Source organism: Nocardia sp. NPDC050378 (assembly GCF_040655675.1).
GTDB lineage: Bacteria > Actinomycetota > Actinomycetes > Mycobacteriales > Mycobacteriaceae > Nocardia > Nocardia coubleae.
Window position 1 is genome coordinate 528,158 of record NZ_JBFAKI010000001.1, and the last position, 20,685, is coordinate 548,842.

General features: G+C 66.6%; 15 protein-coding genes. 10 read left to right on the forward strand and 5 right to left on the reverse strand.

The features are described 5' to 3' along the window. Positions 1–58: 58 nt before the first annotated feature. The 3 genes from AB0I35_RS02480 to AB0I35_RS02490 all read left to right on the forward strand — a co-directional run bounded on the left by AB0I35_RS02480 (position 59) and on the right by AB0I35_RS02490 (position 4,371). Positions 59–1,372, forward strand: a complete 1,314-nt coding sequence (locus tag AB0I35_RS02480; RefSeq protein ID WP_357393649.1) for a helix-turn-helix domain-containing protein — start codon at positions 59–61, stop codon at positions 1,370–1,372. 24 nt (positions 1,373–1,396) lie between these two features. Beyond that, positions 1,397–2,650 (forward strand): pyridoxal phosphate-dependent aminotransferase, encoded by a 1,254-nt coding sequence (locus AB0I35_RS02485; protein WP_067643759.1) that lies wholly within the window; start codon positions 1,397–1,399, stop codon positions 2,648–2,650. A gap of 446 nt (positions 2,651–3,096) precedes the next feature. Continuing rightward, positions 3,097–4,371, forward strand: a complete 1,275-nt coding sequence (locus tag AB0I35_RS02490; protein ID WP_357393651.1) for a YibE/F family protein — start codon at positions 3,097–3,099, stop codon at positions 4,369–4,371. A gap of 1 nt (position 4,372) precedes the next feature. On the opposite strand, the gene AB0I35_RS02495 is transcribed toward AB0I35_RS02490, so the two are convergent. Together AB0I35_RS02495 and AB0I35_RS02500 are read right to left on the reverse strand one after the other, a co-directional pair. Then, positions 4,373–5,710, reverse strand: a complete 1,338-nt coding sequence (locus AB0I35_RS02495; RefSeq protein WP_357393653.1) for an Hsp70 family protein — start codon at positions 5,708–5,710, stop codon at positions 4,373–4,375. Between the two features lie 67 nt (positions 5,711–5,777). Continuing rightward, positions 5,778–7,100: a UDP-glucose/GDP-mannose dehydrogenase family protein gene (locus tag AB0I35_RS02500; RefSeq protein ID WP_357393655.1), complete on the reverse strand. Its 1,323-nt coding sequence runs from the start codon at positions 7,098–7,100 to the stop codon at positions 5,778–5,780. A 604-nt stretch (positions 7,101–7,704) separates the two neighbouring features. Here AB0I35_RS02500 and AB0I35_RS02505 point away from each other — a divergent pair. Then, positions 7,705–8,223, forward strand: coding sequence for a YdcF family protein (locus tag AB0I35_RS02505; RefSeq protein WP_357393657.1), 519 nt, complete (start codon positions 7,705–7,707; stop codon positions 8,221–8,223). 1 nt (position 8,224) lies between these two features. Here the strand turns inward: AB0I35_RS02505 and AB0I35_RS02510 are convergent, their stop codons facing one another. Beyond that, positions 8,225–8,623 carry a PIN domain-containing protein gene (locus AB0I35_RS02510; RefSeq protein WP_357393659.1) on the reverse strand — a complete coding sequence of 133 codons (399 nt, stop codon included), beginning with the start codon at positions 8,621–8,623 and terminating at the stop codon, positions 8,225–8,227. 254 nt (positions 8,624–8,877) lie between these two features. Next, on the reverse strand, positions 8,878–12,096 hold the full coding sequence (locus AB0I35_RS02515; protein WP_357393661.1) for a (Fe-S)-binding protein: 3,219 nt from the start codon (positions 12,094–12,096) through the stop codon (positions 8,878–8,880). A 668-nt stretch (positions 12,097–12,764) separates the two neighbouring features. Between AB0I35_RS02515 and AB0I35_RS02520 the strand changes: the two genes are divergently transcribed. The 5 genes from AB0I35_RS02520 to AB0I35_RS02540 are packed head-to-tail and all read left to right on the forward strand — an operon-like array spanning position 12,765 to position 18,598. Beyond that, positions 12,765–13,754: a ParB N-terminal domain-containing protein gene (locus tag AB0I35_RS02520; RefSeq protein WP_357393663.1), complete on the forward strand. Its 990-nt coding sequence runs from the start codon at positions 12,765–12,767 to the stop codon at positions 13,752–13,754. A 42-nt stretch (positions 13,755–13,796) separates the two neighbouring features. Beyond that, complete coding sequence (locus AB0I35_RS02525) at positions 13,797–14,381, forward strand: cysteine hydrolase (protein WP_357393665.1); 585 nt, start codon at positions 13,797–13,799, stop codon at positions 14,379–14,381. Next, entirely contained in the window at positions 14,378–15,394 is a 1,017-nt protein-coding gene (gene hypE / locus AB0I35_RS02530; protein WP_357393667.1) for a hydrogenase expression/formation protein HypE, read from the forward strand. Before AB0I35_RS02525 ends, hypE begins: the two co-directional genes overlap by 4 nt. A 10-nt stretch (positions 15,395–15,404) precedes the next feature. Next, entirely contained in the window at positions 15,405–17,696 is a 2,292-nt protein-coding gene (gene hypF / locus AB0I35_RS02535; RefSeq protein WP_357393669.1) for a carbamoyltransferase HypF, read from the forward strand. Between the two features lie 2 nt (positions 17,697–17,698). Then, positions 17,699–18,598 (forward strand): bile acid:sodium symporter family protein, encoded by a 900-nt coding sequence (locus AB0I35_RS02540; protein ID WP_357393671.1) that lies wholly within the window; start codon positions 17,699–17,701, stop codon positions 18,596–18,598. Position 18,599: 1 nt separating this feature from the next. Here the strand turns inward: AB0I35_RS02540 and AB0I35_RS02545 are convergent, their stop codons facing one another. Then, entirely contained in the window at positions 18,600–19,460 is an 861-nt protein-coding gene (locus AB0I35_RS02545; protein WP_357393673.1) for a haloalkane dehalogenase, read from the reverse strand. A gap of 93 nt (positions 19,461–19,553) precedes the next feature. On the opposite strand from AB0I35_RS02545, the gene AB0I35_RS02550 reads away from it, so the two are divergent. Beyond that, entirely contained in the window at positions 19,554–20,678 is a 1,125-nt protein-coding gene (locus AB0I35_RS02550) for a UbiA family prenyltransferase (RefSeq protein ID WP_357393675.1), read from the forward strand. Positions 20,679–20,685 lie beyond the last annotated feature (7 nt).

Here is a 20,685-nt window from a genome sequence, read left to right on the forward strand (position 1 = left end):
GTGTCTCACTGTCGCGCTCGTACTCTGGAAGATGTTGTCCATCGGATGAGGTGACGTCGTGGTCGGGGAGTGGACGGGTAGAGAGGCCAGAGCTCTTCGCGATGCCAAACGAATGAGCATCCGGGAGTTCGCGGCTCATCTGGGCGTGCACGAACGGCTGGTGTCGAAATGGGAAGCCGGTGGGTCGCGGGTGAAGCCGCGGCCGGTGAACCAGGCGGCACTCGATACGTCGCTGGCCCGCTCCGACGAGGTGGTCCGCGCCAGGTTCACGGCGCTGCTCGCCCCGGCGGGCGAGACCGACCTGCTCGCCTTCGTCGACGCGGGGGTAAGCAAAAGCGCTGTGCCCGAGTTGATGTCGGAGAGGGAGTTGATCATGGCGGCTGCGCACGAGGCCAGCGAACACGCGGCCGCCGCGGAGAGCACCAATGTCGGACCGACAACGTTGGCCCAGCTCGATGCCGACGTGCGACGGATCGCCACGGAATACGTCTATGCCGCACCGGCTCCCATGATGGTGGAGATGCTGCGGGTGCGGCGGCGGGTGTACCGGCTGCTCGACGGCCAGCAGAAACCGGTGGACACCTCGCACCTGTATTTACTGGCGGGCACCCTGTCCGGGTTGCTCGCCAACGCGAGCACCGACCTCGGCTATCTCGACGCCGCGGGCGAACAGATCAGGGCCGCTTGGGCTTACGCCGAACTCAGCGGGCACAACGGGTTACGCGCGTGGACGCGCGGTATGCACGCGCTGATCGAGAACTGGTCGGATCGCCCACGAAACGCCGTCCAATTAGCCCGTGGTGGACAGGAATTCGCGCCGGGCGGATTGGCGCGCGTGCGGTTGCTCAATATCGAGGCGCGGGTGTGGGCGCGGCTGGGGAACGACTCCGAGACCGACCGATGCCTACGCGCGGCCGAGTCGGTCGATCCGGACCGGCGCGAGGAACTGCACGACGAGATCGGCGGGGTCTTCGGCTTCCCGACAGCCAAGGCCGCCTACTACGCGGGCGCCACCTGCATCCAGCTCGGTCGCGCCGAACCGGCGCTCGCGGCCACCGAACGCGCGATCGCGCTGTACTCGAGCGGACCGCCGCTGCAGCGTTCCTACGGTGCCGAGTCGCTGGCGCGCGTCGACAACGCGGCCGCGCACCTCATCAACGGAAGTATCGACGGCGCGGCCGACGCGCTGCGCCCGGTGCTCGGCCTGCCGGAGGACCGGCGCATCGCTCAGCTGGGCGAACGGCTGGTCGGTCTGCGCCGCCGGATCGCCGCCCCGAACTACCGCAACGCGGTCGAAGCGCGCGGGCTCGACGAGCGCATCGAGGAGTTCTGCCTGGAAACGGCGGCTCAGGCGGGCAAACCCCGCCTGTGAATGTGGTCGGCAACCATCTTTAACATGGGGTGGGTGAGTCCACAGCATCCGCATGTCGCCCCGCGCGTCCTCGAGCAGTCGAAGAAACTGCAGGACGTGGTCTACGAGATCCGTGGGCCGGTACACGCGCAGGCAGCACGCCTGGAGGCCGAGGGGCATCGCATCCTCAAGCTCAACATCGGCAACCCGGCCCCGTTCGGGTTCGAGGCGCCCGATGTGATCATGCGCGACATGATCGCGGCGCTGCCGTACGCGCAGGGGTACTCCGAGTCCAAGGGCATCCTGTCGGCGCGGCGCGCGATCGTCACCCGCTACGAGCTGGTGCCGGGCTTTCCCGAGCTCGACGTGGACGACGTCTACCTGGGCAACGGCGTGTCGGAGCTGATCACCGTCACCATGCAGGCGCTGCTCGACAACGGCGACGAGGTGCTGATCCCGGCGCCGGACTACCCGCTGTGGACGGCCATGACCAGCCTCGCCGGCGGCACCCCGGTGCACTACCTGTGCGACGAGGAGAACGGCTGGCAGCCCGATATCGCCGATATCGAATCGAAGATCACCGACCGCACCAAGGCGCTGCTGGTGATCAATCCGAACAACCCGACGGGCGCGGTGTACTCGGCGGAGGTGCTGCAGCAGATCGTCGACCTGGCGCGCAAGCACCGGCTGCTGCTGCTCGCCGACGAGATCTACGACAAGATCCTCTACGACGACGCCAAGCACATCTCGCTGGCCTCGCTGGCTCCCGACCTGCTGTGCCTGACGTTCAACGGCCTGTCCAAGGCCTACCGGGTGGCCGGGTACCGCTCGGGGTGGCTGGCGATCACGGGACCCAAGGATCACGCGGCCGGGTTCCTCGAGGGGATCGACCTGCTCGCCTCGTCCCGGTTGTGCCCGAATGTACCTGCTCAGCACGCCATTCAGGTAGCGCTGGGCGGTCATCAGAGCATCGAGGACCTGATCCTGCCCGGCGGGCGGTTGCTCGAGCAGCGCGATGTGGCGTGGGAGCGGCTGAACATGATCCCTGGCGTGTCGTGTGTGAAGCCGCGCGGCGCGCTGTATGCCTTCCCCCGTCTGGATCCGAATGTGCACGAGATCCACGACGACGGGAAGCTTGTGCTCGATCTGTTGTTACAAGAGAAGATCCTCATGGTGCAGGGCACGGGCTTCAACTGGCCCGCCACCGACCATTTGCGGATCGTGACGCTGCCGTGGGCGCGGGACCTCGCGGTGGCGATCGAAAGGTTCGGTAACTTCTTGTCCAGTTACCGACAGTGAGTGTCACTGTGTCAGGGGCCTTGACGGGGGCGGCATAGGGTTAGACCGGCTGAAACCAACCCAGGGTTCGGAAATCTGGGGATTTTGAAGATGCACTAGCGCAAAAGTCCAACTTTTGTGTACAGTGGGCTTCGGCGCTTCGGCGCCCCGGCCCGGTCGTCTACCCCCCCTGGACGACCGAGAGCCCTAGGTACGAGCGCCTACCCCCCTGGGCGCCTGCCTGACGGGCGGCGGAGACAACCCCCTGCTCTCCGCCGCCCGGTACCGCCTCCCCGCGAATTTTGGCCGGACTCAGGTGCGGGGTTTCTTTGCGTTGGCGGCCAGACTTGCGTTCTTGGTGCTGGTAGCCCGGGCCCGGTGATTACCCATGTTCTTGCGAGATCTGGGGCTGCGTTCTTCGGCTGCGTGAGTCGTTCTTGAAAACGGATTCCCTTAAGCTCTCTCGGGTGAGCGATCATCATCACCACCATCACCACGATCATTCGGGGCCCATCGCTATCGGGGCTACCGCTGCCAAGGTTGTCGTCGGGCTGTTGGCGGTTATCGGGGTGGCGGTGTTGATTGCTACCGCGCTGTTGTGGCCGAGTAAGCCCGAGATCGATATTCCCGCGCCGATGGGGACCGTCAGTGGTGGGGCGGTGCAGACCGAGGCCGGGACCGTCGTCATGCAGGATGTCGGGCTGTGTGGGAGTCCCTCGCACGGGAAGGCGTTTCCCGACAAGCCGGTGCAGCCGCAGGTGGGGTACTCGTGTCAGCGCAGCATCATCGACATCCGGTCGGGGCCCGACGAGGGTAAGAAGACCCTGTTCGAAATCGCGCCGGGACCGGGGCAACCCGATCTGCGGGTGGGCGACGAGATCCGGATCGTGCGGGCGGCCGACCCGAGCGGCGGGACCATCTACGGATTCGAGGACTACTCCCGCGGGTTGCCGCTGACATTGATCGTGATCGCGTTCGTCGCGGTGATCTGCATCGTCGCGCGGTGGCGCGGGTTCCGGGCGCTCGTCGGGCTGTGTTTCGCCTTCGGCGTCGTGGTGATCTTCCTGCTGCCCGCTCTGCTCGACGGGAAACCGGCGATCCCCGTCGCGCTCGTGTCGGGAGCGCTGATCCTCTACGTGGTGCTCTACCTCGCGCACGGACTGAATCTGCGGACCAGTTCGGCTCTGCTCGGCACGCTGGCATCGATGCTCGTGGCGGCGGCATTGTCGTGGCTGACGTTGAAGGTCACCCACCTCACCGGGCTGTCCGAAGAACAGAACACCAACGTGGCCACCTACATCCAGCACGTCAGCATCACGGGGCTGCTGCTCGCGGGGTTCATCATCGGCTCGCTCGGCGTGCTCAACGACGTCACCATCACCCAGGCCTCGGCCGCCTTCGAACTCGCCGCACTCGACGAAGGGGCGTCGCGGCGCGAGATCTTCACCGCCGCCATGCGCGTGGGACGCGACCACATCGCCAGCACCGTCTACACCCTCGTGCTCGCCTACGCCGGTGGCGCGCTACCGCTGCTGCTGCTGTTCAGCGTCGCCGGACGGTCCATCACCGATGTGCTCACCGGTGACGCCGTCGCCATCGAGATCACCCGATCCGCGGTCGGCGGTATCGCCCTCGCTCTGTCGGTCCCGCTGACCACCGGCATCGCGGTGCTGCTCGCCCGGCCCTTCGGGGCACAGAAGGCGACCGTCGCGCCGCCACGCGCCCGGCACGCGAGGAACTGACTTACCGCCCGGGCGGCGGCATACCGGGCAGCACCACCGGCGGCAACGTCGGCACGATGATCGGCGGCAGACCCGGCACCACGGTGAAGGTGTTGGGCCCCTGCGTCGGCACCGGTTCCTCCGTCGGGGTATTCGGCGGAAGCTGGACGGGCGGCGCCGCCACTGTGCCGTGCACCGCTTCGGTCGTCGACGGCGGCGCCGTGGTGGGCACGGTCGGGCGCGGCGTCGAACTGGCCGGTACCGCCTGCGAACCGTCGCTGGAATTGCCGCTCTCGAGCACCTCGGGGCCGTAACCGAGGCCGATACCGATCGCCGCGACCACCGCCAGCGAACTCACCGTGAGCACCGCGCCGTTCAACTCCCGGCGACTGTGGCCGCGACCGGTCAGCGCGGCGAGCGGACGCCTGCCACGGGTCGGGGCGGTGAGCCAGGCGGGCGTCACATCGTCGAGCTGCTCGATGGGTGCGATCGGCGGCGCGACCGGTGCCTGCGCGACCTGCGCGGGCCTGGCCAGCAACGCGGCGCCCCGCGCCAACGCTGTCTCCGGTTCGAGCGGGACGATCACCGGCACCCCGATCGTGCGTTCGAGCACCCGCGCGATCAGCGGAATCCGGGCGCCGCCACCGATCACCAGCACCGCCTGCACCGGATGCTGGGCCCGGATGATGACATCGCGGGTCATCCGCGCCGACGACTCGATCGCCAGCATCATCAGCGCTTCGAAGTTCTCCTGGGTGAGCAGCACCAGCCCCTGCTCACTGGGCAGTGCCACCGCATTGCTGGTCGACAGCTGCTCCTTGGCCGCCCGGCACAACGCGTCGAGCGCGGCCAGGCCGGCCGGATCGGCGGGGTGGGCGATCCGGCCCGATGCGATCTGCTGCTCGCGGATCAGCGAATCGAGGTAGTCGCCGCTGATGTCGCTGATGCGTTCACACTGGTGCACATCGCTGGTTCGCGCGTCGACCACGCTCACCGTGAGACCGGAACTGCCCAGGTCGTAGACGGCCAGCGTGGCTACTTCACGCAGGTCGGCGGTGGCGTGCGCGAAATGCACGGCGGCAACGGCTTCGGGAATCAGCTGATAGTTGGTGAGTTGCCTGCGGGCCATGGCGGCGCGGATGGCCCGAGCCTGCGGTTCGCTGCGGAAGGTGACGGTGGTCGCCGCGACCTCGGGGCCCGCGGCGAGGGTCGCGGCGATCGCGTCGGCCGCTGATTCTTCCGCGTGTTGTTCGGGGACCGGAAGGGTATGCACCTGAAAGGAATTCGGTGCACCACCGGGCTGGGGGCGCGCCAGGCGCACCGTCGCCGCTCCGACGGAAACTCCCAAAACCGCACTCATCAGCTGCCCATCTCGTTGCACGACATGCGGAGCCTGCACAACCTGCCAGCCCCCGCCCGCCGTAACTCTACGGGGTGCCGAGTCCGGCGTACACCCACCCGGCATCACGCCAGGCGTGACGATCCAGACAATTGCGACCATCGATGATCGAGCGGGAACGTACCACCGGTTCCAGATCGGCGGGCGTCAAATCCGTGAATTCATTCCATTCGGTAAGGACCAGAACCACATCGGCGCGATCACACGCCTCGGCGACGGATGTCGCGTAGTTCAGTGTGGGGAAGACGCGACGCGAATTCTCCACCGCTTTCGGGTCGTACACGGTGACCACGGCGCCGTGCAGCTGGATCATCCCGGCCACGTTGAGCGCGGGCGAATCGCGCACGTCATCGGACTCCGGCTTGAACGCCGCGCCGAGGACAGCGACGTTCGCGCCGAGCAGGGAACCACCGCAGGCGCGGGCGGCCATGTCGACCACTTTGGTGCGGCGGCGCATATTGATGTTGTCGACCTCGCGCAAGAATGCGACCGCATGGTCGGCGCCGAGTTCGCCCGAGCGGGCCATGAAAGCGCGAATGTCCTTCGGTAAGCAGCCGCCGCCGAAACCCAGTCCGGCATTGAGGAATCGGCGACCGATGCGCGCGTCGTAACCGAGCGCGTCGGCGAGCATCGTGACATCGGCGCCCGTTGCCTCACAGACTTCGGAAACAGCGTTGATGAACGAAATCTTTGTGGCCAGAAAGGCATTCGCCGAAACTTTCACCAATTCGGCGGTGGCTAAATCGGTGAGGAGGAAGGGGATTTCGGCTGAGATGAGATCGGCGTAGATGTCGCGAATGTGTTGTTCGACCCAATCGGCGCGCTCGCGGGTGCGGTCCAGGCCGAGGACGAGGCGGTCGGGGCGCAGGGTGTCGTGCACCGCGAAGCCCTCGCGCAGGAATTCGGGGTTCCAGGCCACCTCCACGTCGACGTCGGTCAGCGCGCGAGCCCTGATGCCGAGGGCGGCAGCGGTTCCCACCGGGACGGTCGACTTGCCGACGATCATCGCCGGGCGTTCCAGCATCGGCGCGAGGGTGTCGACCACGGCGTGCACGTACTTCAGGTCGGCGCCGTACTCGCCCTTCTTCTGCGGTGTGCCGACACCGAGGAAGTGGACGTCGGCGTGCGCGGCCGCGTCCTCGTAGTCGGTGGTGAAGCGCAGCCTGCCCGCCGCGAGGTTGCGTTGCAGCACCTCGTCCAGGCCGGGTTCGTAGAACGGCACCACCCCGTCGGCCAGTTTGGCCACCTTGCCGGGGTCGACATCGACCCCGACCACATCGTGCCCCAGCTCGGCCATACACGCTGCGTGCGTGGCCCCCAGGTACCCCGTTCCGAAGACTGTGCATCGCATACTCTCGTTGGTAAGCGGCGCGCGTGGCTACGCCGCGTCAGCGAGGCAAGGGCGGGCGCAACATCTGGTGTACAGGGGGGAACGTGAGTTCGTCCCGCCGTTGTACGGGGCTTCTACCTGCGGTGATATGTCGCTGGTGTGTGCATGGTTCGCTTCGTGGGCGTGCATCGAGCAGTGGCTAGCTCGGTTTGTGGTGCCGTCGGCCGCGGTCGCTTTCACAAGGTCGGACCAGGCCCGTGACTTCGAGCATGACGGAGCGGTTGTAGTTCCAGACCGAGGTCGAGCGCCAGGCGAAGGCGGTGGGTGGGTGGTCGCCGGTGAGGGCCAGACCGTCCTCGTAGACGTAGAGGCGGGCGTTGTTCAGGCGGGTGAATACCCAGCGTTGATACGGGCCGAAGACCTCACGCAGTGCACCTAGATTGTGTTGTGCCGCCCGGTGTCACCAATGCTGCTGTGCAGCACGATGTTTGATCCTGTGGCACAACTTATCCGGGATCCGGCCGCTCGGCCAGTGGTGTTGCCTCTCTCGGGTGGGTGCTCGGTCGGTGTCGCTCGAGGCGGGTCAGCCCGGCTCGGTGACCGGATGGGGGCATACCATCGGCGGATGCGCCGCAAGGTGGTGGTGGGTTGTGTGGTCGTCGTGGTGTTGTTCGGGGTGGTGCTGTGGCCGGTGTACGGGCGGCCGCAGACGGATGAGCCGCGGCGTGCGGATGCGATTCTGGTGCTCGGTGGAGCGCATGACGGTCGTGAAGAGCTCGGGTTGCGGTTGGCCGCAGAGGGATTCGCGCCGCGGGTGCTGATATCGGATCCGTATGAGCGCAGTGCGATGGTGAATCGGATCTGCCACGGGGGCTACTCGTTCGAGGTGATCTGTTTCGATCCGAGTCCACGGACCACACTCGGCGAAGGCCGCGCCCTCGCCCGTCTCGGTGCCGACTGGGATCGCGTCATCGTCGTCACCTTCACGCCCCACATCTCTCGCGCCCGCTACATCCTCGGCAAATGCTGGCCCGGCGAACTCCTTTTCGTCGACCCACGCCCCCACCTCTCACCCGCCCGCTGGGCCTGGGACTACGTCTACCAATCCGCGGGCTACGTCAAGGCCTGGTTCGCCGACTGCTGAATCAACTGGTCGACAGCCGGTGATGCGGCTGACCTGTTACCTCGGCGATCGTCTGATAGTCGTTGTCCACATGCATCACGGTCGCTCCGTGGACCTCCGCTGTCGCTGCGATGACCAAGTTCGGGATAGGTATTGGATGGGCACCACGTTCGGCTAGCAGACCTTGCACGGCAAGTGCGCGATCCATTACCTCCTCGGTGACCGGCAGCCACACCAGCGACTTCTGCAGGCCGATCCGTTCGTTGTAATCGGACAGCGTTCGCGCCGAATACCCGATCTCGAGGGCGGTGAGATGGCATGCGGCGACAAGTGCTCCCGGCATGCTGGTGGCAGCGTGAAAATCCGCAGCAGCTGCGGGGTCCCGGAGGACCCACTCGAAGGCGGACTTGTCCGCCAACATGAACATCGTCCTCAGCGCCAGGCCCCCTGCATTCCCTCTGCTGACAAGTCGGTGCCGGTATCGCGCAGATGCTGGAGCATCTTCGCCACAGCACGTCGGTTCGCGACCTCGCGTAGTGCGGCGTTGACCGTCGCCACCTTGGTCTTGGTCCCCAACTCTTCTGCGGCCAGGCTCAAGGCATCTGGCAGTGCCCCCAATACACAGCAGTGAGGCGCGGATTCTTGGAATCCGCGCCTCACTGGTTGTTCAGTTTGTCAGTTCTTGCGGCCGGGAGCCTTTGCTCCGGACTTGAAGCCGAGGCCGCCGGGCTTGGCGGTCGGCGGGGCCACCGGTGGGGTGCCGTTGCCGTTGGAAGGTGTGGGCTCGTGGGCCGTGTCTTCCTGGGCGGTGGGCTCAGCCGGGGTTTCCGGTTCGGCGGGGGCCGCTGCCGGTTCCGCCGGCTTCGGGGCGCCGGGGGCCTTGGGGCCGGGGCGCTTGAAGCCGGACTTCATGGCGAGGCCCTTGGCCGCGACGGTCGGCTTGGTTTCGGTGGGGGCCGAAACCGGTTCGGCGGCAGGGGCTTCGGGGGCCGGTGCGGACTCGGTCGGGGAGTCGGCGGCGGGGGCCTGTGCCGATTCCGCGGGCTTCGGAGCACCCGGCGCCTTCGGGCCGGGGCGCTTGAAGCCGGACTTCATCGCGAGGCCCTTGGCGGCGACCGTGGGCTTGCTCTCCGTGGCAGCGGCTTCGGCGGGCGCTTCCGCAGCCGGAGCCGCATCAGCAGCCGGAGCCGCATCGGCGGCCGGGGCGGCAGGAGCCTTGGCGCCGGGCGCCTTCGCGCCGCCCTTCATGCCGAGTCCGCCACCGGGGGCCTTGGCACCACCCTTCATGCCGAGACCCTTGACCGGGGGAGCGGTGGTTTCGGGGGTCGACTCGGCGGCCGGAGCTTCGGCAGCGGGCGCCTTCGCACCCGGGGCCTTCGCGCCGCCCTTCATGCCGAGACCGCCACCGGGCGCCTTCGCCCCGCCCTTCATACCGAGGCCCTTGGCGGGCGCGGCCGGAGCCGACTCCGCGTCGGCGGCAGGGGCCTTCGCGCCGGGCGCCTTGGCGGCACCCTTCATACCCAGGCCACCACCGGGCGCCTTGGCAGCGCCCTTCATACCGAGTCCGCCACCGGCCGGTGCGGCCTTCGGGGCAGCTTCGGCGGGGGCTTCGGCGACCGGCTCCGGCTCGGCTTCGGGCTCCGGCTCGGGTTCGGCCTTCGGCTCCTGGACGACGAGCAGGTTCGCCGACAGCTCGGCGGCATCGATGCGGGTGATCGAGTCGAGCATCAGCTGCGACACGTCGACCACCTCGACGCCCTCGCCCTGGCCCTGCTCCTGACGCGCGGTGACGCCGTCGTTGAGCATGACGCGGCAGAACGGGCAGCCGGTGGCGATCTTGGTCGGGTTGGTGGACAGCGCCTCGTCGACACGGTCGACGTTGATGCGCTTGCCGAGCTGCTCCTCCATCCACATGCGGGCGCCACCGGCACCACAGCACATGGAACGTTCGCCGTGGCGCGGCATTTCGACCAGAGTCGAACCGGAGGCTTCCATCAGCTCACGCGGCGCGTTGTAGATCTTGTTGTGGCGACCGAGGTAGCAGGGGTCGTGGTAGGTGATGTTCTGCGACACCGTGGCCACCGGCACCAGCTTCTTCTGCCGCACCAGGCGGTTCAGCAGCTGGGTGTGGTGCACGACCTCGTAGGTGCCACCGACCTGCGGGTACTCGTTGTTGAGCGCGTTGAAGCAGTGCGCGCAGGTGACGACGATCTTCTTCTTGGACTGCTCGACACCCTCGAACACCGAGTTGATGACCTCGATGTTCTGCATCGCCAGCTGCTGGAACAGGAACTCGTTGCCGGCGCGGCGAGCCGAGTCACCGGTGCAGGTCTCCTCGGCGCCCAGCACCATGAACTTGGTGCCCGCGGTGGCGAGGAGTTCGGCGACGGCCTTGGTGGTCTTCTTGGCGCGGTCCTCGTAGGCGCCGGCGCAACCGACCCAGAACAGGTACTCGTAGCCGTCGAAGCTGTCGGCGTCCTTACCGAAGACCGGGATGTCGAAGTCGACTTCCTTGATCCAGTTCAGGCGGTCCTTGGAGTTCTGGCCCCACGGGTTGCCCTTGTTCTCCAGGTTCTTGAACAGACCGGCGAGCTCGGAGGGGAACTCCGACTCGATCAGCACCTGGTAGCGGCGCATGTCGATGATGTGGTCGACGTGCTCGATGTCGACGGGGCACTGCTCCACGCAGGCACCACAGGTGGTGCAGCTCCACAGCACCTCGGGGTCGATCACACCGTGCACGTCCTCGCCGCCGACGAGCGGGCGCTCGGCCTCGGTGCGGGCTTCCTCGGTGATCTTGGCCAGCTTGGCCTCGTCGGGCTTGCCGTCGGCGTCGACCAGACCGATCTCGTCGCCGCCCATGTCCTTGCGGCCGCCGGCCAGCAGGTAGGGCGCCTTGGCGTAGCCGTGGTCGCGCAGCGACATGATGAGCAGCTTGGGCGAGAGCGGCTTACCGGTGTTCCAGGCGGGGCACTGCGACTGGCAGCGACCACACTCGGTGCAGGTGGTGAAGTCCAGCCAGCCCTTCCAGGAGAAGTCCTCCATCTTGCCCGCGCCGAGGGTGTCGGTGTCGGGGTCGACGTTCTCGATGGTGAGGACCTTGCCGTCCGACATCATCGGCTTGGCGGCGCCGAGGGCGACGCCGCCGTCGGCCTCACGCTTGAAGTAGATGTTGGGGAACGCGGCGAACCGGTGCCAGGCGACGCCCCAGTTGACGTTGCGGCTGACCACGACGACCCAGACCAGCGCGGCCATCAGCTTGAAGAAGGCGAAGACCGAGACCGCTTCCGCGCTGGCGGGCAGCACCGAGGCGATGTGCATGCTGACGAAGTCGCTGCTGGCGTGGGATTCGCCGGTGTAGGCCAGGACGAGGGACTTCGCGCCGAGCATGCTGATGCCCTCGACGAGCACGATGAGCTCGACGAAGTAGGCGGCGAAGAAGTTGGAGCCGGAGAAGCGCGACTGCCGGGCGGGGACGCGAGGGTGGTTCAGCTGACGGATGACGATCAGCACGATCGCGCCGATGATGGTGCCGAGGGCGAGCAGTTCGTCGAGCAGGTGGTAGACGAAGGTGTTACCGACCAGCGGCCAGGTGAAGGTGGGGCTGAAGATCTGCCCCTGCGCCTGGAAGACCGTGACGAAGCCGAGCATGAAGCCGACCATGACGAGCCAGTGCGCCCAGCCGACGGTCCGGAACTTCACCATGCGCGTGTGCGCGGCGAACTCCTTGATCATGGTGGCGAACCGCGGCACGAACGGAGTGAACCGGTCGGGGGCGGGCTGCCCGAGCATGATCGTCCGAGCCATCTTCCGGATGGCGAGGCCGAACCCGATCCACGCGGGGACACCGACCAGAATGGAGATGATGCCCAACGTCAAAGATATGGGGCTCATGCTGTGGCCTTTCGTTCACGAAGCGACGCGGTGCCGCTCGTCCCAGGTCGCATCATAGTACGGTCCAAGTTACCCGCCAGTAAGGGTACGGATTCTATGTTACCGATGGGTAGCTTCGATGTCTTCCCGGAGCTGAGGATCATCCTAACGGTGCAGTTCAGGGGTTTATTTGGCGCATGGCCGTTGCGGCTCGTTCCGGGATCGCGCAGGAGGGGTCCGCGTGTCGGCTTGTGCCGGTGGCGGGTGCGGCGGCCGGGTGCGTGCGCTGAGACGCGACGCCCAGCGCGGATGTGGAACAAGATGGAATTAATCTATCGTCCAGTTGGTTTGGTCCGTGAAACAAATCCCGGCGAATTCACATCCTCACCTGAGCGAGCTCATGGCTGTGAGTTGCGTAGACCATTCTATTCTCGGGGCGTCAGCTGGGCGGATCGTGACATCGGGGCATGAACATGCCTGTCCAACTGTAGGTTTCACCAGTTGGACACCGTCAGGTCGGTTCGTTACCGGCCGGTCGGGCAGGGCGCCGCACGCTACTGACCTGCGCGGCGACCTGGGCGGGGGTCTCGGATCGAACACTTGCCCGAATTGACTCACTGCGATATTTTTTTACGCGGCTCTTGATCTTGATATCGATGCACAGCTTGAAAGACTGGGGGGCTTGATAGGTGAATCGCCCGCTGAAATCCAACCGGGTAAAACAGTCTGTGGAAATCGCGTCGCTCGTCATGGCGGGCTCCCCCCGATTCGAAGGGGAGGACCCCGCTCATATCGAGCGGCTGGTCGAGGCGGAATGGCCTTTGCCGCCCATTCTCGTCCATCGTCCGACGAATCGAATCATCGACGGATTTCACCGGACGAGCGCGGCGCTACGCAAAGGTCTCACGCACATCGACGCGTATATGGTCGATGGTTCCGAAGAATTGGCGTTCATTCTCGGCGTGCAGGAGAATGTGCGGCACGGCCTGCCGTTGTCGCTGGCCGATCGCCGGGCCGCGGCGGAACGTATCATCCGTTCCCATCCGCACTGGTCGAATCGGTCGATCGCCACCGCTGCCGGGCTTTCCGCGAAAACTGTGGCCTCGATCCGGAGCGGTACCGGCGATACGTCGCAAGCGAGCCATCGGCTCGGCAGTGACGGCAGGCTCCGGCCGGTCGACACGAATTCGGCGCGCAAGACGGCCGCCGAACTCCTGCTGGCCCGCCCCGATGCCTCGCTGCGTTCCATCGCCCGCGAAGTGGGCCTCTCGCCGTCGACCGTCCGCGACGTCCGGGCCCGGCTGGAAAGCGGCATGGGCCCGCTCGTCCAGCCCGACGACACCAGGACACCGGTGCCCGGCGGACCGGCGGAGAACGACCGGCTCGCGCCGACACCGCACAAGAAGCAGGTGGACCTCGACGCCCTGCTCGCCGTGCTCTCCCGCGACCCGGCGCTGCGGATGAGCGTCGGCGGGCGCGAATTGCTGCGGTGGCTGCATCAGCATGCGGTGAACGCGGGTGACGCCGAGAAGATCGTCGAATTCGTGCGGCCCCATTCCTCCTACCACGTGATCGAACTCGCCAACCAATGCGCGGCCAACTGGGCGAATATCGCCCAGGCCCTGCAAGCCGCTTCCGATAATGCGTACGGTAATTCGCCGGGCGCCCGTTCGGCCTGAATCTCCGAACTGTTTCCCATTCTTACGGACCTAAGGATCGGCATGTCCAAAATCGCCGTTGTCACCAGTGGACTGCAATACGACATCGTCGGGAAGAATCCCGAGCGAGAAGCCGCTATCGCGGCCGCGACGCCCCGGGTGAACGAATTCCTGACCGAGATGCGTAAACGGGGCTGCACGGTTTATCATCTGCAACTCTTGAATCAGCCCGACGACCCGCTGGCCGAGCGGTACGACGGTCGCGTACCGGCACTGCGCGGAACTCCCGGCGCCGAGGTGATCCGGGAATTCGTCGACCCCGACGACGTGATCCAGGAACGCAGTAAGGACAGTGGCTTCTACGAAACCGACCTGCACGACCGGCTCCAGGCCGAGGGCGTGGAAGCCCTGGTGCTGATCGGTCTGCAGACCCAGATCTGTATCCAGACCACCGCCGCCGACGCCTTCTTCCGTGGCTACATCGTCGCGGTCCCCGGCGACTGCGTGTTCTCGGCGCAGGAGGCCGACCGGGTGCGGGCGCTGGACTGGCTGGAGAGCTACTGCGCCACCGTCGCCGACTCCGCCGAGATCCTGCGGCTCATCGACACCACCGGCGGCCTCCCGCGCAAGGAGACCAAGACACCATGACCGTGGCCACGCAGCACATCCAGCTCGACCACGGCACCGGCGCGGTGCTCTCGGGCGAGCTGGTCGACTTCATCGCGCGCACCCTCGGCGACGTATACGTGGGGGAGATGGAGGACAGCGCGGTTCTGCCCGTGGAGGGCGACCGGATCGCGATGACCACCGACAGCTTCGTGGTTGACCCCCCGTTCTTCGGCAACGGCGACATCGGCAAGATCGCGGTCTGCGGCACGGTCAACGACCTGGCCGTCTCGGGTGCGGTGCCGCGCTATCTCACCCTCGGACTCATTCTCGAGGCCGGATTGTCCTTCGACCAGCTCGAGCGCGTACTCACGTCGGTGCGCGAGACCGCGCGCGAGGCGCGGGTGCAGATCGTGTGCGGTGACACGAAGGTGGTGCGGGCGGGCGAGGCCGATCAGCTGTACCTCAACACCAGTGGTGTCGGGTTCTTCCTGCGCGAACCGCTGCGGATGGACGCGGTCCGCCCCGGCGACGCGGTGATCCTGTCGGGCCCGATCGGCAATCACACGGTGCACCTGCTCTCCATCCGGGAGGGGCTCGGCTTCGAGAGCCGGGTGCTCAGCGACTGCGCGCCGCTCAACCTGATGATCGACAGCGTCTTCGCGGCAGTGCCGCGCGAGGCGGTGCGGTCGATGCGTGACGTGACGCGCGGTGGTCTCTCGGCGGTGCTGCACGAATACGCGGGGCGTATGGGCAAGGCCATCACCATCGACGAGCAGTCGCTGCCCATCCAGCACGAGACCGCGATGGCGGCGGACATGCTCGGCATCAATCCGCTGAATTGCGCCAACGAGGGCTGCCTGGCGATCTTCGCCGATCCGGCCGCCGCCGACCACATCGTGGCCGCGCTGCGCGGGCACGAGTACGGCAGGCACGCCACGGTAATCGGGGAGGTGACCGGCCGGGACGGCGCGGCGGTCGTGCTGCGTGACACCGCCGGACGCGAATCGGTACTGCAACCACTGCGGGGCGCCGAGCTGCCCCGCCTGTGCTGACCGGGCCGCCATGACCGCCACCTGGCAGATCAGGGTCACCGGGGTCGTGCAGGGCGTCGGGTATCGCCCGTTCGTCTACAAACTCGCCCGCGAACGGCAGCTCACGGGCTGGGTGCGCAACGACCCCGAGGGCGTGCTCGTCGAGGCGAGCGGCGCCGAGGCCGCGCTGGAATCGTTCTGCGCGGAGCTGGCCGACCGGGCGCCCGAGCTGGCGCGGGTGGACCGGGTGGTGACGCAGAGCCGGGTGGCGGGCGGGTCGGCCGCGTCGAGCTTCGAGATCGTGCACAGCGAGCACACGGGGGAGAAGGTGGCGCTCGTCCCCGCCGACACCCACGTGTGTGCGGACTGCCTAGCCGAGCTGCGCGACCCGGCCGACCGGCGCTATCGCTACCCGTTCATCAACTGCACCAACTGCGGGCCACGGTATTCGATCATCCGGGCGTTGCCCTACGACCGATCACAGACCACCATGCGTGCGTTCACGATGTGCGCGGATTGCGCTGCGGAATACCGGAATCCGATGAGCAGGCGGTTCCACGCGCAGCCGAACGCGTGCCCTGACTGTGGGCCGAGGCTGTTCCTCGCCTACCCCGACGGGACGGTGCACGAGGACGCGTTGAGCCGGAGTGTGCGTGAGCTGTCGGCCGGTCGGATCGTCGCGGTGAAAAGTGTTGGCGGTTTCCATCTGGCCGTCGATGCGATGAATGCCGCGTCGGTGGCGCTGCTGCGCAAGCGCAAGCGGCGCGATTCGAAACCATTCGCGGTGATGGTGCGGGATCTGGATACGGCGCATCGGATCGTCGAACTGTCGCCTGCCGAGGAGCAGGTGCTGCGTTCGCCCGCACGACCGATCCTGTTGGCACGTAAGCGAACCGATGCGGTTCCGGAAAGTGTCGCGCCACGGAATCCGAACCTGGGGGTGATGCTGCCCTCGGCACCGCATCACCACCTGCTGCTCGACGAGGCCGACACCGATGTGCTCGTGATGACCAGCGGCAATGTGTCGGGATATCCCATCGTGCACCGCAATGAGGACGCGTTGGCACACCTTTTCGAGATCGCGGACGCGATTCTGTACCACGATCGCGAAATCGAGTCCAGGGTGGACGATTCCGTGGTCCGCGTGTCGATCCACCCGGATCTGGACGGGCCACTGCTGACCTTCCTGCGCCGTGCGCGCGGGTACGCGCCGTACCCGGTGGAGGTGGGTCGTCCGCTGCGGCCGCTGGTCGCCTATGGCGCCGAACTCAAGACGACGGTCGCGCTGTCGGCAGGCACGCGGGTGTATCTGAGCCAGCACATCGGCGATCTGAAGAACGACGAGACGTTCGACTCGCACCGCCGAACCGCTGCCCACCTGGCCTCGCTGTACGACCTGCGACCCGAGGCCGGGGTGTACGACATGCACCCGGACTTCCGGATCAACCGGGGCCACAGCGGTATCGGGGAGACCGGTGAGCCGATCGCGGTGCAGCACCATCACGCGCACATGGCGGCCTGCATGGCGGACAACAAGCTCGACGGGCCCGCGATCGGTGTGGTGTTCGACGGGGCCGGGTACGGCACGGACGGCACCATCTGGGGCGGTGAGTTCCTGGTCGGTGACTACGGCAAGGTCGAACGGGCCGCACATCTGCGGCGAGTGACGCTGATCGGTGGTGATCAGGCTGTGCGCGAACCGATCCGGACGGGCGTCGCTGTCGGTGTCGACGCGCTCGGGGCCATCGATGCCGCGGTGCGAGCGTTTCCGGTGCTCGAGACGCTCGACGACGATCGCAGACACGTCTACGCGACCATGTGCGCCCGTGGCATCAACTCGCCCGAGGTGACAAGTATGGGGCGCTTGTTCGACGGGGTGGCGGCTCTGCTCGGGGTGTGTTCGCGGGCCGAATACGAGGCGCAGGGCCCGATCGAACTCGAGGGCCTGCTCGATCGCGACCTCACGCTCGTCGACGGCTACGAGTTCGGCTATACCGCAGGAGAAGTCGACCACCGGCCGGTGATCCGTGCGATAGCGGCCGACCTGGCCGCCGGGACCGCGCTCGAACGGATCAGCAGGCGGTTCCACAGCGGGGTCGTCGCCATGGTCGTCCGGCAGTGCCGGAACCTGGCCGACACCACCGGTATTCGGCAGGTGGTGCTCTCCGGCGGCGTGTTCCTCAATGAGTTCCTGCTGGTCAACTGCATGGTGATGCTCGAACGCGCCGGACTGGCGGTGTACAGCCATCGGCAGGTTCCGCCGAACGACGGTGGTATCGCCCTGGGGCAGTTGCTGGTGGCCGACCGGGCGAAACAGGAGTGATGATGGGTTCTTCGCAATTCGCGGTGGTGCTGCCGATCGCGCTCGTGGTGGTGATGCTGGGCCTCGGGCTCACGCTGACACCCGACGACTTCCGGCGGGTGGTCCGCCATCCCAGAGCGGCGGCCGTCGCCCTCGTCTGCCAGCTCGTGGTGCTGCCACTGATCTGCGTGCTGCTCGTGCTCGCCTTCGGGCTCACCGGGGTGCTCGCGGTGGGCATGATGCTGCTCGTCGCCTCGCCGGGCGGCACCTCGGCCAACCTGTTCAGCCACCTCGCCGGTGGCGATGTGGCGCTCAACATCATGCTCACCGCGATCAACTCGGTGATCGCGGCGTTCACCATGCCGCTGGTGATCACCTTGTCGGTGGCGGCGTTCATGGACGGTGACGCCTCGGTCGGGCTGCAGCCGGCCAAGCTGGTGCAGGTGATCGTCATCGTGCTGGTGCCGGTGGCCGTCGGGATGTGGATCAGGCACGCCAGGCCCGCGTTCGCCGACCGGATGGGTAAACCGGTGAAGCTCGGTTCCATGGTGGTGCTGGTCATGGCGGTGGGTGTGGCCGTCGGGTCCGAATTCGACACGCTCCGTGCGAACTTCGGCAAGCTCGGCGCGATCACCGTGCTGCTGTCTGCGCTGAGCCTGGCTGTCGGCTATTACGTGCCGCGCTGGTTCGGGGTCGATATCCGGCAGGCCATCGCCTCGTCCATGGAGATCGGCATCCACAACGCGACGCTGGCCATCGCGGTCGCGGTGTCGGCGCTCGGCAGCGAGGCGATGGCGGTGCCCGCCGCCACCTACGGGATCGTGATGGGCGGGCCGGCGGCGGTCGCGGCGTTCCTGCTGGCGCGACGGTCCCGCGCGGAATCGGGTGCGCCCGCGCCGGTCGCCGCGACCGCGCTGCCATGAGCTAGGGGAACCGTTTGGCGATGGCCTCGGCGATCTCGACGGGCGCGTGCTCCTGGATGAACTGGCGGGCCTGCGGCAGCTCGACGACCTCCACGTCGGTGAAGGTCGACACCATGCGAGGAATGTGGGCCTTGGGCCGGTACACCATGTCGCGCATGCCCCAGACCAGCAGCGTCGGCTTGTCGGCGAGGACCGCGGGCACGTCGCGGGCGAGCTGGGCCATCAGTGGGCGCGCGTCGACGATCTGCTTGGCGATCACCGCGAGACCCTTGCGTGCCTCCGGTGACGGCTGCACCAACCGGTAGTGGTCGATCTCGGCCGGGCTCAATGTCTTACCGAGTTCCGACAGCAACACCCGCTCGACGAGGAAGTTCTGCTCGCGTACCCGCCGCTGCATCGGTCCGGTGCGGATGGCCTGGGCGAAGACCCGGTTCGCCATCGCCTCGATGGGCCAGAAGATGGTGTTGCCCAGCACGATCCCGCGCAGGCGGTCGGCTCTCGGGATGCAGGCGCCCAGGCCGATCGGGCCACCCCAGTCGTGCCCCATCAGCACGTAGTCGTCGAGGCCGAGGTGGTCGATGAGCTCGCCGAGGATGCCGGTGTGCTCGGCGACGGTGTAGCCGAAACCCTCGGGCCGCTCGGACAACCCGAAGCCGAGATAGTCGACGGCGACGCACCGGTACCTGGTGCGCAGCTCGGCGATGACGTGACGGTAGAGGAAACTCCAGGCGGGGACGCCGTGGCAGAACAGAATCGTCGGCCCCGATCCCTCATCGATGTAGTGGACACGGCCTGCGGACGAGTCGAACCAGCGTGACTCGAAGGGGTAGAGGTTCTTGTCGGGCACGAAGTCGATCAGCATAGGGAAACCTATACCCCATTTGTGAAACGGCCGGAGTGTGCAACCGGAGAAAGCGCCGGTTGCACACACTGCCGCTCTTTCCGGAACTCGGGTATGGTCGCCCCAGCCGCCTCTTCCGCGGCCGGGCCGCAAACGGGTGACGAGTGGGCTTTGATTGTGACTGGAACAATTCCTGAACCGACGCTTGACGAATTCCTGCATAAATCGGCGGAGAAAAGAATCGACTGGGTTAACTCGTCCGACGGATTCACCACGGGCACGGTGGAACGGGTCGGCCTGTTTCTCTCGTTCGCACGGCCGCGCACCTGCCTGCCCGGGATGCTCGCGTTTTATCTGGGTTGTGTACTGCTGGACGTGCCGATGGGTGTCGACGTTCTGCTCGGCTTCTTCGTCACGTTCCTCTACAGCGCCGTGGCGAATCTGTTCAATGCCTATTCCGATATCGCGGAAGACAATGAGAACATCCCGGCCCGCTTGTACCTGCTCGGCCTGTACGGGCGCCGGCGCCTGCTCCGGAGCAGTTACGCCGCCGGTGCGGTGATGCTCGTGGCCGCGGCCGTGGTGAGCCCAGCATTCCTGCTGCTCACGGCCCTGTGTCTGCTCATCGCCCACCAGTACTCGTTGCCGCCGCTGCGGATGAAGGCGCGGCCGATGGGTTCGCTCGTGTTCTTCGCGCTCGACGTGACATTGCCCTTCCTGATGGCGCCCGCCGTCGTGGAGAACGGTCCGGCGATCACGGGAAACTGGTCCTTCCTCAGCATGGCCGCGTATTTGTTGCTCTGGTTCGTCGCGAAGGGATTCGTGAAGAACCTGCCCGATTTCGAGGGCGACCGCCAAGCCGGATTGTCGACCTCGGCCACCATTTTCGCGACACGGCAGCAGGCGGCTGTCGCTGCTGCCGTCGCCACTGTTCTCGTTTATCTCGGGCCGCTTTTCCTGGTGGTCGCCGGGCAATTCGAAGCGAAGTACTTGTTTGTGCTGATCTGGTTCCCGGTGGCGTGTGTGCAAGGTGCGCGGATGATACTGCGCGACGACAATCAATCGGCGAACAACATGCTTCGATTCGACATGATCGTATCGACGGGATATCTGTCGACCTGGGTGTTGCTGGCGGATCCGTCTATTACTTCACTGCTGGTCGTCGCCGGATCTCTGGTGGTCATTTTCGCGATGGACGCGCTGAAACTCGATACCCGGAAAAAGGAAGACATCGGGTGACGGCGGA